The organism is Streptomyces africanus (assembly GCF_002150735.1).
In the GTDB taxonomy this organism is placed as follows: domain Bacteria; phylum Actinomycetota; class Actinomycetes; order Streptomycetales; family Streptomycetaceae; genus Streptomyces; species Streptomyces africanus.
Map to the genome: position 1 here is coordinate 1 of NZ_MUKA01000323.1, position 15,757 is coordinate 15,757.

General features: G+C 71.5%; 17 protein-coding genes. 7 read left to right on the forward strand and 10 right to left on the reverse strand.

Going from position 1 to position 15,757, the window contains the following annotated elements; genetic code table 11:
- Nucleotides 1-96: 96 nt before the first annotated feature.
- Nucleotides 97-1,716 (forward strand): ATP-binding cassette domain-containing protein, encoded by a 1,620-nt coding sequence (locus CCL05_RS33325; protein ID WP_086564387.1) that lies wholly within the window; start codon nucleotides 97-99, stop codon nucleotides 1,714-1,716.
- 223 nt (nucleotides 1,717-1,939) lie between these two features.
- Here CCL05_RS33325 and CCL05_RS33335 read toward each other — a convergent pair whose 3' ends face one another.
- Nucleotides 1,940-3,040, reverse strand: a complete 1,101-nt coding sequence (locus tag CCL05_RS33335; protein ID WP_086564388.1) for a baeRF2 domain-containing protein — start codon at nucleotides 3,038-3,040, stop codon at nucleotides 1,940-1,942.
- 65 nt (nucleotides 3,041-3,105) lie between these two features.
- Here CCL05_RS33335 and CCL05_RS33340 point away from each other — a divergent pair, with 65 nt between their 5' ends.
- Nucleotides 3,106-3,393: a DUF6158 family protein gene (locus tag CCL05_RS33340; protein WP_086564389.1), complete on the forward strand. Its 288-nt coding sequence runs from the start codon at nucleotides 3,106-3,108 to the stop codon at nucleotides 3,391-3,393.
- Between the two features lie 129 nt (nucleotides 3,394-3,522).
- Here the strand turns inward: CCL05_RS33340 and CCL05_RS44230 are convergent, their stop codons facing one another.
- The 3 genes from CCL05_RS44230 to CCL05_RS33355 all read right to left on the reverse strand — a co-directional run bounded on the left by CCL05_RS44230 (nucleotide 3,523) and on the right by CCL05_RS33355 (nucleotide 5,253).
- Complete coding sequence (locus tag CCL05_RS44230; RefSeq protein ID WP_208641674.1) at nucleotides 3,523-3,687, reverse strand: hypothetical protein; 165 nt, start codon at nucleotides 3,685-3,687, stop codon at nucleotides 3,523-3,525.
- A gap of 48 nt (nucleotides 3,688-3,735) precedes the next feature.
- Nucleotides 3,736-4,365, reverse strand: a complete 630-nt coding sequence (locus CCL05_RS33350) for an RBBP9/YdeN family alpha/beta hydrolase (RefSeq protein ID WP_086564391.1) — start codon at nucleotides 4,363-4,365, stop codon at nucleotides 3,736-3,738.
- A 150-nt stretch (nucleotides 4,366-4,515) separates the two neighbouring features.
- Nucleotides 4,516-5,253 carry an SDR family oxidoreductase gene (locus CCL05_RS33355; RefSeq protein WP_086564403.1) on the reverse strand — a complete coding sequence of 246 codons (738 nt, stop codon included), beginning with the start codon at nucleotides 5,251-5,253 and terminating at the stop codon, nucleotides 4,516-4,518.
- 142 nt (nucleotides 5,254-5,395) lie between these two features.
- On the opposite strand from CCL05_RS33355, the gene CCL05_RS33360 reads away from it, so the two are divergent.
- Nucleotides 5,396-5,968 carry a TetR/AcrR family transcriptional regulator gene (locus tag CCL05_RS33360; RefSeq protein WP_086564392.1) on the forward strand — a complete coding sequence of 191 codons (573 nt, stop codon included), beginning with the start codon at nucleotides 5,396-5,398 and terminating at the stop codon, nucleotides 5,966-5,968.
- Nucleotides 5,969-6,055: 87 nt separating this feature from the next.
- Here the strand turns inward: CCL05_RS33360 and CCL05_RS33365 are convergent, their stop codons facing one another.
- From CCL05_RS33365 to CCL05_RS33385, 5 genes are all read right to left on the reverse strand, one after another.
- Nucleotides 6,056-8,158: a catalase gene (locus CCL05_RS33365; protein WP_086564393.1), complete on the reverse strand. Its 2,103-nt coding sequence runs from the start codon at nucleotides 8,156-8,158 to the stop codon at nucleotides 6,056-6,058.
- Nucleotides 8,158-8,700, reverse strand: coding sequence for a type 1 glutamine amidotransferase domain-containing protein (locus CCL05_RS33370; protein ID WP_086564394.1), 543 nt, complete (start codon nucleotides 8,698-8,700; stop codon nucleotides 8,158-8,160). Before CCL05_RS33370 ends, CCL05_RS33365 begins: the two co-directional genes overlap by 1 nt.
- A 5-nt stretch (nucleotides 8,701-8,705) precedes the next feature.
- Complete coding sequence (locus CCL05_RS33375) at nucleotides 8,706-9,380, reverse strand: diguanylate cyclase (RefSeq protein ID WP_086564395.1); 675 nt, start codon at nucleotides 9,378-9,380, stop codon at nucleotides 8,706-8,708.
- Nucleotides 9,377-9,808, reverse strand: coding sequence for a CBS domain-containing protein (locus CCL05_RS33380; protein ID WP_086564396.1), 432 nt, complete (start codon nucleotides 9,806-9,808; stop codon nucleotides 9,377-9,379). Before CCL05_RS33380 ends, CCL05_RS33375 begins: the two co-directional genes overlap by 4 nt.
- Nucleotides 9,809-9,883: 75 nt before the next feature.
- Nucleotides 9,884-10,285, reverse strand: coding sequence for a DUF2795 domain-containing protein (locus tag CCL05_RS33385; protein WP_086564397.1), 402 nt, complete (start codon nucleotides 10,283-10,285; stop codon nucleotides 9,884-9,886).
- A 160-nt stretch (nucleotides 10,286-10,445) separates the two neighbouring features.
- Between CCL05_RS33385 and CCL05_RS33390 the strand changes: the two genes are divergently transcribed.
- A complete protein-coding gene (locus CCL05_RS33390; protein WP_086564398.1) occupies nucleotides 10,446-10,631 on the forward strand; it encodes a hypothetical protein in 186 nt (61 codons plus the stop codon).
- Here the strand turns inward: CCL05_RS33390 and CCL05_RS33395 are convergent.
- The gene (locus tag CCL05_RS33395; RefSeq protein ID WP_086564399.1) at nucleotides 10,585-12,378 is read right to left on the reverse strand and encodes a thiamine pyrophosphate-requiring protein; all 1,794 of its coding nucleotides are present in this window, start codon (nucleotides 12,376-12,378) and stop codon (nucleotides 10,585-10,587) included. The genes CCL05_RS33390 and CCL05_RS33395 overlap by 47 nt on opposite strands.
- A 244-nt stretch (nucleotides 12,379-12,622) precedes the next feature.
- On the opposite strand from CCL05_RS33395, the gene CCL05_RS33400 reads away from it, so the two are divergent.
- The 3 genes from CCL05_RS33400 to CCL05_RS33410 all read left to right on the forward strand — a co-directional run bounded on the left by CCL05_RS33400 (nucleotide 12,623) and on the right by CCL05_RS33410 (nucleotide 15,687).
- The gene (locus CCL05_RS33400; RefSeq protein ID WP_086564400.1) at nucleotides 12,623-13,417 is read left to right on the forward strand and encodes an RNA polymerase sigma factor SigF; all 795 of its coding nucleotides are present in this window, start codon (nucleotides 12,623-12,625) and stop codon (nucleotides 13,415-13,417) included.
- A gap of 142 nt (nucleotides 13,418-13,559) precedes the next feature.
- A complete protein-coding gene (locus CCL05_RS33405) occupies nucleotides 13,560-14,264 on the forward strand; it encodes a hypothetical protein (RefSeq protein WP_086564401.1) in 705 nt (234 codons plus the stop codon).
- 175 nt (nucleotides 14,265-14,439) lie between these two features.
- On the forward strand, nucleotides 14,440-15,687 hold the full coding sequence (locus tag CCL05_RS33410; RefSeq protein WP_086564402.1) for an aminotransferase class I/II-fold pyridoxal phosphate-dependent enzyme: 1,248 nt from the start codon (nucleotides 14,440-14,442) through the stop codon (nucleotides 15,685-15,687).
- Nucleotides 15,688-15,757 lie beyond the last annotated feature (70 nt).

Below are 15,757 nucleotides of genomic sequence, written 5' to 3' on the forward strand. Positions count from 1 at the left end.
CGCGGCCCCGACCCACCGCACCCCGGTAGGCGCAGGCCGCACCCCCACCCGAAATGCGTTTGCCCAGCGCGTCGGTCGCCGCGCAGAATCGCGACCATGGGTCACCTCGAAGCAGCGCATCTGGAGTACTACCTGCCCGACGGAAGGGCGCTGCTGGGTGATGTGTCGTTCCGGGTGGGGGAGGGGGCCGTCGTCGCCCTCGTGGGGCCCAACGGGGCCGGGAAGACGACCCTGCTCCGCATGCTCGCCGGTGAGCTCAAGCCGCACGGCGGAACCGTCACCGTGGGCGGCGGACTCGGCGTGATGCGGCAGTTCGTCGGATCGGTACGCGACGAGAGCACCGTACGGGACCTGCTCGTGTCCGTCGCCACCCCCCGCATCCGCGAGGCGGCCCACGCCGTGGACACCGCCGAGCACGCCCTCATGACCGTCGACGACGAGGCCGCCCAGCTGACGTACGCCCAGGCCCTCTCCGACTGGGCGGAGGCCCGCGGCTACGAGGCCGAGACGCTGTGGGACATGTGCACCACGGCCGCGCTCGGCATTCCCTACGAGAAGGCACAGTGGCGCCAGGTCCGCACCCTCTCCGGCGGCGAGCAGAAGCGGCTCGTCCTGGAGGCACTCCTGCGCGGCACCGACGAGGTGCTCCTCCTCGACGAGCCCGACAACTACCTCGACGTCCCCGGCAAACGCTGGCTGGAGGAACGGCTCGCCGAGACCCGCAAGACCGTCCTCTTCGTCTCCCACGACCGCGAACTCCTCGCCCGCGCCGCCCAGCGGATCATCTCCCTGGAACCAGGCCCCGCGGGTGCCGACGCCTGGGTGCACGGAGGTGGCTTCGGCACGTACCACGAGGCCCGCCGACAGCGGTTCGAGCGCTTCGAGGAACTGCGCAGGCGCTGGGACGAGAAGCACGCCCAGCTGAAGAAGCTGGTGCTGACGCTCCGTCAAGCCGCCGCCGTCAGTCATGAGATGGCCTCTCGATACGCCGCCGCCCAGACCCGGCTGCGCAAGTTCGAGGAGGCCGGCCCGCCGCCCGAGCCGCCGCGCGAGCAGGACATCAGGATGCGGCTCAAGGGCGGCCGCACCGGCGTCCGGGCCATCACCTGCGAAGGACTCGAACTCACCGGCCTGATGAAGCCCTTCGACCTGGAGGTCTTCTACGGCGAACGCGTCGCCGTCCTCGGCTCCAACGGCTCCGGCAAGTCCCACTTCCTGCGCCTGCTCGCCGGCGGCGATGTGGCGCACACGGGCACCTGGAAACTGGGAGCCAGGGTCGTCCCCGGCCACTTCGCGCAGACACACGCGCACCCGGAGCTGGAGGGCCGCACGCTGCTCGACATCCTGTGGAAGGAACACGCACAGGACCGCGGCGCGGCGATGTCCCGGCTGCGCCGCTACGAGCTGACGAACCAGGCCGAGCAGACGTTCGACCGCCTGTCCGGCGGCCAGCAGGCCCGCTTCCAGATCCTCCTGCTGGAGCTCCAGGGCGTGACGGCGCTGCTGCTCGACGAGCCGACCGACAACCTGGACCTGGAGTCAGCGGAGGCACTCCAGGAAGGCCTGGAGGCCTTCGAGGGCACGGTCCTCGCGGTCACGCACGACCGCTGGTTCGCCCGCTCCTTCGACCGCTACCTGGTCTTCGGCAGCGACGGCCGGGTCCGGGAGACCCCGGACCCGGTCTGGGACGAACGCAGGGTGGAGCGGGCCCGCTAGGCCCTGTCGTCACATTCCCGCCTGCCCCGCGACGCCATGCACGCCCTCTCGCCGCACCGGGCGCAGACCCACGTACAACCAGTACGCGGGCCTGCGCCCGGCACGGCGAGAGCACGCACCTGACGCCGCGGGGCCCGCCCTTCGGGCGGACGACGGGAATGTGACGACAGGACCTAGGGCCCGGCTCGTAGGGGGCCCGGCTCGTAGAGGGCCGGCTCCCCGCTCACTTCCAGCGAAGCAGCGCCCCCAGACCGCCGGCCGGAACCTCGCGCTCCGCAACGGCCAGTGCCGCGGCGTCCGTGGCCACGGCCGACCGGATCAGCGCGTCGTCCGCCCGGGCCGGCCAGGAGTGCTGCTCGCCGAGGATCTTCAGGTCCGTACGCCGCACCGCGACCTGGTCCGGGTCCTCGCCGATCCACACCTCACGGTGCGCGTCCGGCCCGTCCGGCCTGATCAGCAGCTCGTCGATACGGCGCTCGCGCGCCGCCTCGATCAGCGCGGGCACGCCCTCCACGGCTCCGGCGCGGCCCTCGTCGTCCGGGTTCCGGGCGGCCCGGAACCGCTCCAGCTCCGCCTCGGCCTGCCGCGCCACATGCTCGGCGCGGGCCCGCTCCACGTCCTCGTCGAGGAGCCGGCTGCCGCTGCCGTGCGGCGCCTCGACGACGAGGTCGTGCAGCCGCTTGGGCAGCCGCTCGTGCACGGACCGCCGCTCACGGTCGTCGCCGACGAGAATCAGCAGGTCGGCGCGGGTCTCCTCCTGGCACACGGCGAGCGCGTCGGCGATCTCCGCGGCGTTGTGCTCCCAGGTGTTCTCCACCCGCAGCTGGAAATGCCGCTCGGACCAGTCCACGGAGCTCGTCCGGTGCACCGGCCACTGGCGCCCGGTGACGCTTCCGGCGCCCTCGCTGCCCAGTGCGCTGCGCAGCTCGAAGTCGGCGCCCTTGCGGTCGACGTACGCCACCACGCACACGGGGTCCTCGCCGGCCAGCTCCAGCAGCGGCGTCACACGCGGCAGCGGGGCCCATTCGGCCCAGTCGCCGCCCTGCGGGGGACGGGCCAGCGGCGGGTCGAGGACCACCTCGCCGGCGCGGGCGAACAGGGCCCGGCCGTGCGGTTCCGAAGAGTGCCGCAGGTCCTCGATCGCGCTCTGCACGGCCCGGCAGGTCGCCTCGTCCGCGCCCTGGTCGGCCAGCTGCCTGGCCATCGCCTGGGCCGTGAGCTGCCGCTCGTGGGGGGTGGCCTCCGTATGCCGGGAGGTGTCGACGTACACCGAGGCCCAAGGCCCGGGGTGTTCGTACAGTGGGTGCAGAAAGGCGAGATCCATGGCTCCCTCCCGGATGCCGCTCGGGGGTAGTGCTCAGTTGCTCCCGGGGCGGGTACCCGGACCACATGAACGAACACGACGAGCGGGGCAACACCATGACCGGAGTGGACCCTGACCGGCTGGACGACCAGCAGCTCATGAAGGAGCTGGAGACCATCCACCGCACGCGCCACGACACGCTGCTCTACGGCTCGAACGACGCGCTGCGGGCCCACAACGAGCGCATGGCGCAGCTGGAGGGCGAGTTCCTGCGCCGCAACCCGCGCCGCCCGGTGGCCGCGGGCCGCACCCGCGAAGGGGCCCGGGAGCGGGGAAGCGGGGAGTCGACGACCCCCACGACCCCGGCCACCTGAGCCCCTGGCAGCCCAGCACGAAGGCAGCACGCCCGGGCCCAAACAGCCGTCTGTGATGCCTGAACTCGTCGCTGGCGTCACGCCGTCACCCACGACGTGCCGGCCTGCTGGTTCGGCCGGGGCGAGAAGTCACGCGAGGACGAAAAGCGGTACCACGGCGATGGCCGATCGAAGCGCCACGAGGTCAAGAGGTGGGATCGTGGGCACAGCGGGACCGCCGCCGACGTAGTTCCCGGCCCAGAACAGCGTCGCGATGAGCAGCGCGGCGGTCGTGCTGGTGCGCGTCGCGGTCACGCCCTGCCCCCGGCCGCACACCGGGCGTCGCCGGGTCCGATCACAGACTCATCCGCGCTCACCTCTGGTGACGGCTGACAAAGGGGTCTGTTCGCGTAGGCACCAGGCGAGTGCGGCCGGCCATGGACCGTATCCGTCTGCGGGGGTGACGTGGCCGGCGGCGGGGAGGACGTCGCACTCCATTTTGAGGGCAGCGCTCCACGCGCGTGGGTCAGCAGGCGCGTACGGATCGGTCGCCGAGACGACCACACGAGGCGGCTTGGCCGAGGCAGCGGCAAGGAGCTCGGGGTCGACGCGCTGAAGTTTGAACTCTTCATTGCCGTTGGCCACGGTGAACGCCTGGTCATCGAGCGGGGAAACCAGCAGCACCCGGGTGACGCGCAGGTCCTCGGGCAGGGTCTGGGCGGCGCGCAGCCACAGGGCGCAGCCGAGGGAGTGACACACCACGACGCGTTCCTGGTCGCCGAGTTGGGCCAACTCGGCGTGCAGGAGATCGGTCCATTCGCTCACCGACGGCTGCTCGGGCGCGGGGAACTGCGGATAGAGCACCTGCTCGCCTCGCTGGCGCAGAGCCTCGGTCAACCACCACAGCCAATGCTGCCGCGGGCGACGGTGCTGCACGCCGTGAACCATGAGGAAGCGCCGCGCCGGCGGAGGCGAGCTGGGCGTCTCGGTCATCTGTCTCCTTCGCTCCGTGCCTGATCTTCAGGCTGTCGGTGAGCCGGTACGGCCGCTGTGCGGATCCATGGACGATCCTCACCCCGTGGCACAGTTGCCGATCAGCAGAAGCCACCTTTTGCCGACAGGGCCCGGGCGTTCTGCGGGTTGTCAGGCCTGCACGGTGGGCCGGACCACGATCTCGTTGACGTCCACGCCGACGGGCTGCTCGATCGCATAGCCGATGGCGGAGGCGATGGCGGAGGGAGGCATCGCGATCTCGTCGCGCATCTTGGTCATCGCGGAAGCGACCTCGGGGGTGGCTCCCTTGCCGACACCTTCGGTGTGAGTGAAGCCGGGCGATACGACGGTCACGCTCAGGTCGGGTCCCGACTCCTGGCGCAGGCCCTCGGAGATCACGTTCACCGCCGTCTTGGTGGCCGCGTACACGGCCTGCGGGGGGACGACGACGTAGGCCGCGGTGGAGCTGACGTTGACGAAGTGGCCGGAGCCCTGCCGGCGGAAGACGGGAAGGGCCGCGCCGATACCGTTGAGCAGGCCGGTGATGTGGGTGGAGACCATGGCGTCCCAGTCGTCCTGGCGCAGTTCGTCGAACGGGGAGACGGCCATCGTGCCCGCGTTGGAGATGAGAACGTCGAGGCGGCCGTACTCCTCTATCGCCGTGTTCGTGAGGCGCCGGAGGTCTTCGCGGCGTGTGACGTCGACGATGACGCCGGTGGCGGTTTTGCCCTTGGCCGTGATGCTGTCCACGACCGCGTTCAGCCGGTCCTCGCGTCGGGCACCGAGCACGAGCCGGGCTCCCTTTTCGGCGAGGAAGTTCGCGGTGGCCTCACCGATGCCGCTGCTGGCACCCGTGATCGCGATGACCTTGCCCTGGATGGTCGACATGATCATTTCCTTACGGGACGTGTGCGCAGGTCACCTCGTGACCTACAGTGGAAGCGGGGTCCTCCCCACTTATTCGAGAGTAAGCGGGGGACTCCCCACTTAGCAAGTCGAGGCACACTCACGTGAAGGAGATAGGACACCGATGGCCGACCAGGGGCACCGTCCGTTGCGCGCCGATGCCCGACGCAACAGGGAGAAGATCCTCACCACTGCGGCGCGCGTGTTCACCACGGAGGGTCTGGACGCGCAGATGGACCGCATCGCCAAGGAGGCGGGCGTGGGCAGCGCAACGCTGTACCGCAACTTCCCCACTCGCGAAATCCTGATCGAGGCGGTCTACCGCAACGAGGTGGTGCAGCTGTGCGACGCCGTCCTCCCCCTGCTTGCGCAGAAGTCGCCCGACGAGGCCCTGCGCGCGTGGACGCGCCTCTTCCTGGACTACGTCACTACGAAGTACGGCATGATCGACGCCTTGCGCGCCATCGCCGCGACGGGAAGCAATCCCTACGGCCACAGCAGGGAGATGATCCAGGACGCCGTCGCCACCCTCATGAACGCGTGCACGGAGGCCGGGACGATCCGAACCGACATTACCCCCGCCGACATCAGCGCAGCCCTCGAAGGCATCGCCCTCACCTCGGCGGGCACCGAACACCGACAGCAAGCGGAACGCCTGCTCGACCTCATGTTGGACGGCCTCAAGACCCGTCCGTGAAGCTGTGGCGGCCGAGACGCCCCGCAGCACAAAGCGAGCCGGACCACGCCCCCACAAGCGCGGCCCGGCCCAGCCTCGCCCCCCGGCTCAGCGCCGCACCGGCCCCCGCCCCCAATGCCGGTGCGCCGCGATGGTGTCCACGAACGCGTTCAGGAACTCCTCGCTCGCCGGGCCCGGCGACGTGTCCGTCACCACGCCCTGGTCCGTGACCACGCGGTGGAACTCCGTCGACAGCCTCAGCCCCTCGGGCTCCAGCGCCGACAGGACGCCCACGCCCGAGCCGAGCGCGCCCACCGGCTTGCCGTGCCGGTAGGCGTCCCGCACGAACCGCACCGCGTCCGGGTCGGCCGCCGTCGGCGGGGTGCCGACGGGCCCGCCGGGCAGCAGCACGGCGTCGTACAGCACGGACGCCACGGTCGGCAGCGCACGGTCGACCGCGTACGTCTCACCGTCGGACCCCTTGATCGTCCCGTCCGTCGCGGCCAGGGCCTCGACGATCGCCCCCTCGGCGGCCAGCCGCTCCCGCACGGAGGTGATCTGCTCGGCGTCCACCCCGTCCGTGACGAGCACCGCGATCTGCCGGGTCCGGATCGAACCGTCCCCGCGCAGCGACTCCAGGCTGAGCGCGGGGGAGGCCAGCTTGGACGCGGCCTGCGCGGCCGACGGCTCCGGCACCCCGACACCCCGTGCCACCTGCACCGCCAGCTCCCCGTCGACCTTGGCCAGGTGCTCGACCGTACGCGCCCGCACGGTCATCGCACCCACCTTGCCGAGCTCGAACCGGAACGCCTCGACGATGTGCTGCTTCTCCCAGTCCGCCATGCTGTTCCAGAACATCGCCGGCTGGCTGTAGTGGTCCTGGAAACTGGGACTGCGGCGCCGGATCTTGTGACCGTCCACCCGTTCGGCGTAATGCGTGTACGCACCTCCCCCGGCGCCGGCGTGAGACGGGCAGCCCCCGCCGAGCGAGTTCGGGAAGTAGTTCGTGCCGGAGTGGATCGCGCTCTGGTGGTAGCCGTCGCGCTGGTTGTTGCGCACGGGCGCGACCGGCCGGTTCACCGGCAGCTGCGAGAAGTTCGGCCCGCCGAGCCGGATCAGCTGCGTGTCCAGGTAGGAGAAGTTCCGCGCCTGGAGCAGCGGATCGTTGGTGAAGTCGATCCCGGGGACGACGTTCGCCGTGTGGAAGGCGACCTGCTCGGTCTCCGCGAAGAAGTTCTCCGGGTTGCGGTCCAGCACCATCCGGCCGATCGGCCGCACCGGCACCTGCTCCTCCGGGATGATCTTCGTCGGGTCGAGCAGATCGAAGTCGAACGCGAACTCGTCCTCCTCCGGCACGAGTTGCACGCCCAGCTCCCACTCGGGGTACTCGCCCGCCTCGATCGCGTCCCACAGATCACGCCGGTTGAAGTCCGGGTCGCGGCCCTGGCACTCCTGCGCCTCGTCCCACACCAGCGAGTGCACACCGAGCCGCGGCTTCCAGTGGAACTTCACGAACGTGCCCTTGCCGTCCGCGGTGACGAACCGGAAGGTGTGCACGCCGAAGCCCTGCATCATGCGGTAACTGCGCGGGATCGCCCGGTCCGACATCAGCCACATGATCGCGTGCAGCGTCTCGGGCTGGAGCGACACGAAATCCCACAGGGTGTCGTGCGCGGAGGCGCCCGTCGGGATGTCGTTGTGCGGCTCGGGCTTCACCGCGTGCACGAAGTCGGGGAACTTGATCCCGTCCTGGATGAAGAAGACCGGGAAGTTGTTCCCGACCAGGTCGTAGTTCCCCTCCGACGTGTAGAACTTGGTCGCGAAGCCGCGCACGTCCCGCACGGTGTCCGCCGAGCCCTTGGGGCCCTGCACGGTCGAGAACCGTACGAACACGGGCGTCCGCACGGCCGGGTCCTGGAGGAACGCCGCGCGGGTGAACTCCGCGCAGGACTCGTACGGCTCGAAATAGCCGTACGCGCCCGCGCCCCGCGCGTGCACCACCCGTTCCGGGATCCGCTCGTGGTCGAATCGGGTGAGCTTCTCCCGGAAGTGGAAGTCCTCCATCAGGGTCGGACCGCGCTCGCCCGCCGCCAGGGAGTCGTCGGTGTGGTCGACCTCGACTCCCTGGTCGGTGGTGAGCGGACCGCCGGCCGGATCGTCCGCCTTGAAGGCCTCGCGCTGTTCCTGCTTCCGGTCGGCGGGAGACGCCATCAGGCGGCCTCCTCGGCGAAGACGTCGAGGAAGGTCTCGCAGAACGCCTTCAGGTCGTCCGGCTTACGGCTGGTGACCAGCTTGTTGGCACCGTGGTCACACACCTTCACCTGCTCGTCGACCCAGGTGCCGCCCGCGTTGCGGATGTCGGTCTGCAGGCTCGGCCACGAGGTCAGCACCCGGCCGCGTACGACGTCCGCCTCGACCAGCGTCCACGGCGCGTGGCAGATCGCGGCCACGGGACGGCCGTGTTCGAAGAAGTCCCGGACGAACGCCACGGCCTTGTCGTCCATCCGCAGGAAGTCCGGGTTGGCCACGCCGCCCGGCAGCACCAGAGCACCGAACGAGTCCGGCGCGGCCTCGCCCACGACCGCGTCGACGGGGAAGGTGTCCGCCTTGTCGAGGTGGTTGAACGCCTGGATCTCTCCCTCCTGCGTCGACACCAGCACGGGCTCGTGCCCGGCGTCCTTCGCGGCCTTCCACGGATCGGTCAGCTCGACCTGCTCGACGCCCTCGGGCGCCACCAGAAACGCGATACGCATGATGTTCAACGTCCTTTCCCGGAGCGTGCGGCGCTCCAGTGGGCCGCGTCGCTCCTCGCTTTCCTGTCGTTCTTGCGGTTCCTGCGGCCCGTACGCACGCACCGCAGCAACTCCTCGCCGTACGGCAGCAGCACGCAGGTGCCGATCGCCGCGGCGATGCCCGCCAGATAGCCGCGCGACAGCGGCCTCCGGCGCGGCACCAGCCGCCACGCGTCGGTATCCCCGCGGCCGCCGCGCACCAGCGACTTCACCTGGTCGGCGTGCAGGCACATCAGGGCGGCCAGCGCCGCGAACGGCAGCGACTCCAGAAAGCTGTGGATGTGCTGCTCGACCGGCTTGACCTCCCGCTCGCTCTCGACGGCCGTACGGACGTCCCACAGCGCCGTCGCCTCGTGCACCGCGGCCCCGCCCAGCTGCACGCTCAGCAGCAGCGGGTTGACCTCGTAGCGCAGCGTCAGCGCGATCGGGAGGCCGACCTCGGCCATCATCAGCGAGTGGATCAACGACTCCTTGGTGCCCGCGGTCTCCTCGATACGGGTCCGCCGGTGCATCACCCAGTCGGCCACCCCGGGCACGAACCAGCTGGGCAGCAGCCCGTACAGCAGATAGCGGGTCGTGGCGTCACCGACGTCCACGGTGACTCCACTGGAACTGATCTCCTTCGCCTGGTCGGTGCTCACGCCTCACCCCGGGTGTCCGGCTCGGCGCGGCTGATGTCGGCGAGCGCCGAGGCGGGGTCCTCGGCCTCGGCCAGGTCGCCGAGGCTCACCATCCCGACCGGCAGCCCGTTCTCCACCACCGGCAGGCGGCGCACCGCGTGCTCGCGCATCAGCGCGGCCGCGGTCGCCACCCGCTCGTCCGGCGTCACCGTCACCGGATCCGGGGTGCACACCGACTGTGCGCTCACCGTCATCGGGTCGGCACCGTCGGCCACCGCCCGGACCGTGATGTCACGGTCCGTGAGCACGCCGATCACGTCCTGCCCGTCGGCCACCACCACGTCGCCGATGTTCTGGGTGCGCATCAACTGCGCCGCCTCGACGAGCGAGGCGTCCGGGCGTACGGCGACCACACCCGGGGTCATCACGTCCTTCACCAACTCGGCCATCACTGAGGGCCCTCCCTCCGTTCCCCGGCCGGCGGGGGCACCGCGGGCGGGCCCGCGGTGCCCCCGGCGCGGTCCCTACGCGTACTCCTCCGGTCCCGTCTCCCGGGCCCGGACCAGAGCCTGGGCCAGCTCCTGGACATTGCCGTAGCGCTCCTGGCGCGGCAGCCGCTCCAGGGCCTCGACGAGGGCGTCGGGCGCCTGGTGGCCGCGCAGTTCGCGGGTCAGGTCGCGCGCGCTCGCGGGGAACGCCCTGCGGCCCAGGATCCGGGCCAGCTCCAGGCGCACCGACTCCAGGGACGTCGGCGCACGGCTCGGTGTCACCGGCCCGTGCGCGACCTCGGGGTCGTCCTCGGCAGCCGGCTCCGGGTCGTGCCACTCCTCACTGCGGGTGGGGTGCCCGGACCTGAGCAGCCCCTGGAGTTCATGCTTCATCTCGTCGTCACGATGGACGCTCAGCCGGTCGCTGCCTCGCTGCATGTCTCCCTCCAGACGGTCGGGGGTCCGCACCGCGTACCCGGACACCGCGAGCCGACACGGGTTCGCCACCCCGGATCGGTGCCCACCGCACGGGTTTGCGCCACCGACTGCGGGAGACCCGGATCACACCCCCCCACTCATCTCTGGGGAAGGACACGCCATGGCGATGCTCGCTGTGCTGCTTCCGGTGCTCATGCTCGGAGTGGTGCTGCTGCTGGGCCGCTACGAGGAACTGCTGCTGCCACAGGACGACGCCGACCGGCGCGAACCGGCCGGCGTATCCCCGGCCGCGGCGACCGCTACTTCTTCTCGCGCCCCGGCAGGAACTCCTGCATCTTCGCCTTGAAGCCCTGCTTGACCACCGATCCCCGGTCCGAGTCGCCCTTCAGGATCGACGCGGCGGTCGCCTCCATCTGCTCCCAGGTGGCGTGCGGCGGGATCGGTGGGACGGCCGGATCGGTCAGGAACTCCACCACCGCGGGACCGTCCGCCTCCAGCGCGGCACGCCAGCCCGCCTCGACGTCCTCCGGCTTCTCCACCCGGATGCCGGTCAGCCCCAGGGAACGCGCGAACGCCGCGTACTGCACGTCCGGGATCGATTGCGACGGCAGGAACTGCGGCGCTCCCTCCATGGCCCGCATCTCCCACGTGACCTGATTCAGATCCTGGTTGTTCCACACGGCGATCACCAGCCGCGGGTCCTCCCACTGGTGGCGGTACTTCGCCGCCGTGATCAGCTCCGCCATCCCGTTCATCTGCATCGCCCCGTCGCCCACCAGCGCGATCGCGGGCCGGTCCGGGTGCGCGAACTTCGCGCCGATCACGTACGGCACCCCGCAGCCCATCGTCGCCAGCGTGCCGGAGAGAGAGCCCCGCATGCCCGGCCGCATGGTCAGGTGCCGCGCGTACCAGTTCGCCGTCGAACCCGAGTCGGAGGCGACGATCGCGTTGTCCGGCAGCAGCGGGTCCAGGGCGCGGGCCACGTACTCCGGGTTGATCGGGTCGGCGTCGAGGCCGGCCCGGCGCTCCATGACCTCACGCCAGCGCGTCACGTTCGCGCACACCGTGTCGTACCACTCGCGACCGCGCCCCTCCTCGATCAGCGGGATCAGCCGCTCCAGCGTGGCCTTCGCGTCGCCGACCAGGTTCACCTCGTACGGGTAGCGCATCCCGACCATGTGCGGATCGATGTCGATCTGCACGCCCCGCGCCTTGCCGAACTCCGGCATGAACTGGGTGTACGGGAACGACGACCCGATGGTCAGCAGCGTGTCGCAGTCCCGCATCAGCTCATACGACGGACGCGTGCCCAGCAGGCCGATCGAGCCGGTGACGTACGGCAGTTCGTCGCTGAGGACGTCCTTGCCGAGCAGCGCCTTGGCGACACCGGCGCCGAGCAGCTCGGCGATCGACTCCACCTCGGCCCGCGCGCCGGCCGCGCCCTGGCCGACCAGGATCGCCACCTTGTCGCCGGAGTTGAGGATCTCGGCGGCCCGCCGCACCGAGTCGTCGGACGGCACGGCCGTCCACGAGCTGCGGTCCAGACTGGAGGGCACCATCTTGAACTCGTGCGTCGGCGGCGAGTAGTCGAGCTCCTGGACATCGCCGGGGATGATGATCGCGGTCGGGCAGCGGCGCGCGTACGCGGTGCGGATCGCCCGGTCCAGCACGTTCGGCAGCTGCTCCGGCACGGTCACCGTCTCCACGAAGTCGGAGGCGACGTCCTTGTACAGCGTGTGCAGATCCACTTCCTGCTGGTAGGAGCCGCCCATCGCGGTGCGGTGCGTCTGGCCGACGATCGCCAGCACCGGGACATGGTCCAGCTTGGCGTCGTACAGGCCGTTCAGGAGATGGATCGCGCCCGGCCCGGACGTGGCCGTGCACACTCCGAGACGGCCGCTGAACTTGGCGTAGCCGACCGCCTCGAACGCGGACATCTCCTCGTGCCGCGACTGCACGAAACGGGGCTGGTTCTCGGCCCGGCCCCATGCGGCGAGCAGGCCGTTGATGCCGTCGCCCGGATAGCCGAAGACCTGCTCGACCCCCCACTCGCGCAGCCGCTCAAGGACGTGGTCGGAGACCTTGGTGCTCATGTACGACCTCCCGGACGTATGGGGACAGAGCCAGCTGTACGAGTCACCCTGCGCGACGGCGGAAAACCTCTCCGGGTTTGCGGGCGGGGGCCGGGGGCAGGCGCACCTCAGTGCTTCGGACAGGAGGCACGTCCGTGGGAGCGGCGAATCGCGCCGCCACCGGTGCTCCTGGTCCGCACCCAGTCGATGCGCTCCCACGGTGACCGTCCAACCCAGAGCACCTGCAAGGGAATTGCGACGCATCATGCCGATCCACACCAGCGCGAAGCAGCACCCCCACGACGACGCCCCCGACACCGCCGACGCCTTCCGCAGGCTCGCCACACTGCCCGCCGGCCCCGAGCGCGACGCGCTCCGCGACGAGATCGTCGAGGCCTGGCTGCCCATGGCCGACCGGCTCGCCGGACGCTTCCGCAGCCGCGGCGAGAGCTTCGAGGACCTGCGCCAGGTCGCGGCCCTCGGCCTGGTCAAGGCCGTCGACCGCTACGACCCCGAGCTCGGCAACGCCTTCGAGAGCTACGCCGTGCCCACCATCACCGGCGAGATCAAGCGGCACTTCCGCGATCACATGTGGACGCTGCACGTACCTCGTCGCGTCCAGGACCTGCGCAATCGCGTCCGGTTCGCCTCCCAGGACCTGTCCCAGACCATCTCCGGCCGGCGGCCCACCGTGGCGGAGATCGCCGAGCACGCGAAGCTGAGCGAGGAGGACGTCAAGACCGGCCTGGAGGCCCTGGAGAGCTTCACGGCCCTGTCCCTGGACGCGGAGCTGCCCGGCAGCGAGGACGGGTACTCCCTGAGCGACGCGCTCGGGTCGCCCGATCCGGCGCTGGACACGGTCGTGGACCGTGAGGCGGTGAAGTCGCGGCTGGCGGCGCTGCCGGAGCGGGAGCGGGCGATTCTGTACATGCGGTTCTTCGGGGACATGACGCAGAGCCGGATCGCGGAGGAGCTGGGGATCTCGCAGATGCATGTGTCCCGGCTCATCAGCCGGTGCTGCGGCCGGGTTCGGGAGCAGGTCATGCGGGATGTCGCCTAGCGCCCTGGGGTGGTCGCCACGTATCCATTCACCCGGTTGGAGGGTGCTGTCCCGCTAATGGGGTCCGGGCGCGGGCGGCGTTCCGGCGGGCGGGCTGTGATGGCAGAGGGCCATTCCGCCGCCGCCCGAAGGAGTCCCCGCCATGCGCCGCACCCGCTACGCACTCTCCGTCGCCGTCCTGGCCGGCTCGGCCCTGGTCGGGTTCGCTCCGGTCGTGGCCGCCGAACCCGCCGCCGAATCCGCCGCAGAGGTCAGTCCGGCCACCGTGGAGCCCGGCGGCACGGTCACCGTCTCGGTCAGCTGCGATCCGACCGGGGGGCCGCCGCCCGACAGCATCGACGCGACCTCACAGGCCTTCGACGAGGGCACGGTCCCGTTGAACAAGGTGACCGGCAACGACGACGAGGTGTCAGGACCGGCCTACCGGGGCACGGCCCGCATCGCTCCCGCGGAGAACTTCGAGGGTGATCCCGACGCCCTTGGCGAGGACTCGGCGTGGACCGTCGACGGCACCTGCCCGGCGGCTCCCGGCGGGGAGGGCGCGCCGTGGAGCGCGACGTTCACCGTGGCCCAGGGCGGTGGCCGGCACGAGCCGTCCCACCAGCCGACGCACGAGCCCGCCCACGAGCCCTGTTCCGACGAACCGCGTGACGAACCGGGTGACGAACCGCGGCACCACTCCGCCGAGTGCGGGGGAGCGGTGGTCCAGCGCGGAGTGCGCGCCGGCGACGGCGGTGCCTTCTCCGACTCCGTGCCCGCCCTGGTCGCGGGCGGGGTGCTGATCGCGGGCGCGTTCGGTGCCGCCGCGCACCGGCTGCGCAACCGGGAGAGCGAGCTGTACCGCTGATCCCCGGCGCGCACCACCGCCCCGGGAGCCCCCCGCTTCCCCGGCCCGGCCCGCTCATGCTGTGACCGTCACAACCCGGCCGGGCGCCCATGGGGCGACCGCGCCAGGGGTACTCAGTGGCCGAGGGCACGGGCGAGGTCGACAGGACACGGCAGCAGGCACTGCGGAGGTACGGATGCGGCGGACGGACCCGCAAGGCCACGGCCCCGTCCGGTTCGGGCCCCCGCTGCCCGAGGACGGGCTGCCCGTGCTGCCGGAGCTGTCCGCCGTGCTCGCCGCCGCGGCGTCCCGGGGCGACCACGAGCCGGTCGGCGGGGGAGAGGCCCTGCGGGAGGCCGCCTGCGGCTACTGGGACCGGCGCGGCCTGCACTGCGACCCCGGCCGGGTGGCCGCCGGGCCCGGCGCGCCCGCGCTGCTGCTCGCCCTGACCGCCGCCCTCGGCGGTGACGTCCTCGTACCGAGACCCTGCGCCGCCTGGTGGGCGCCGTACGCCCGCCTGCTGGGGCGCCCCGCCTTCCACGTGCCGGTCCCGCCGGAGAGCGGCGGGGTGCCCGACCCGTACGCCCTGCTGGAGACCGTGCGCCGGGTCCGCGCCGAGGGCGGTGACCCGCGCCTGCTCGTGCTGTCCGTCGCCGACGACCCCACGGCCACCGTCGCCCCTCCCGAGCTGCTGCACGAGACCGTCGAGGCCGCCCAGGGGGAGGGCCTGCACCTGGTCAGCGACGAGACCTGGCGCGACACCCTGCACGACCCGCACGACACCGTGCTGCTCAGCCCGGCCGAGATGCTGCCCGACCGGGTCACCGTCGTCACCGACCTGGCCGGTGCCCTCCTCCCGCCCGGCTGGCCGGCCGCGGTGGCCCGCTTCCCGGCCGGCGAGGACGCCGACGGCCTCCAGGCGCGTGTGCTCGACGTCCTCACCGCGCTCGACGCCCGGGTCGCCGCCCCCGTCGCCGCGGCGGCCGCCTACGCGCTGGGGGAACCGGAACCCGTCACCGCGCGCGTCGCCACCACCGTGCGCCTGCACGCGAGCCTGGCCGCCGAGGCGCACGCCGCCGTCGTCGCGGCCGGCGCCCTCGCCCGGCCTCCGCAGGCCGGCCGCCATCTGTACGTCGACCTCGCTCCGCTGGGCCCCGCGCTGAGCGCGCACGGCATCGGCGACGCCCAGGAGCTGGAGGACTTCCTCGCCGCCCGCCTCGGCATGCCCGCGCCCGGCGGCCACCGCTTCGGCGACGAGCTCGAAGCCCCGCGCGTGCGGCTCTCGACCGGCGCACTGCTGGCCGGCTCCGACCCGGAACGCGCGGAATGCCTCACCTCACCCACGCCGTTGGAACTGCCACACGTGCAGCGCGCGTTGATCCAACTGAAATCGGCCTTCGACGATCTCCGCGACGACGCTCAGCGATGGGAGCCTCCTCGATGACGCAGCAGTCCGAGTCGACTACGAGCACCACCACTCGGGAAGCCGGCGACGCGGCCCTCCCGTCCCCCCT